At 31.5% G+C, this 666-nt stretch carries 1 protein-coding gene and 1 pseudogene; both read left to right on the forward strand.

Annotation, left to right across the window (positions count from 1 at the left end):
- Positions 1–248: pseudogene (locus tag IDG60_RS19190) on the forward strand (succinate--CoA ligase subunit alpha); the annotation flags it as partial.
- Positions 249–474: 226 nt separating this feature from the next.
- Positions 475–666: YSIRK-type signal peptide-containing protein (locus IDG60_RS19195; RefSeq protein WP_206161072.1), on the forward strand; the 192-nt coding region annotated here is incomplete at its 3' end.

Below are 666 nucleotides of genomic sequence, written 5' to 3' on the forward strand. Positions count from 1 at the left end.
GGATTAAAGCGAATATGACAAAACCAGTTGTAGGCTTTATCGGTGGACAAACAGCACCTCCTGGAAAACGTATGGGACATGCTGGTGCAATCATTTCAGGTGGTAAAGGTACTGCTGAAGAGAAAATTAAAACATTAAATAGTTGTGGTGTGAAAACAGCGGCAACACCTTCAGAAATTGGTTCAACATTAATTGAAGCTGCTAAAGAAGCAGGTATTTATGAAGCATTATTAACTGTTAATAAATAAAGTTAAAAGATGATATAAATGGCTATAGCCCATTCCATACTTTATAAAAGTATTGGAAATGGGCTATTTGTCGTGCGATGAATTTTAGTACACTTTTCATATTTTGGAAAGACAAGTTAATTATTTTACCTCCTACAATAGCTTTACAAAACAAAGAAAATTTTAATTAAAATATATAGCGCACTATGTTATAATGTTTGTATATTATTGTAAGGAGTGTTTCATCATGAATAAACAACAAAGTAAAGTACGCTATTCAATTAGAAAAGTTAGTATTGGAATTTTGTCAATTTCAATAGGTATGTTTTTGGCATTGGGTATGTCGAACAAAGCATATGCAGATGAAATTGATAAATCTAAAGATTTTACAAGAGGGTATGAGCAAAATGTATTCGCGAAATCAGAGTTAAATGCTAAT

The organism is Staphylococcus sp. EG-SA-2, assembly GCF_017152085.1.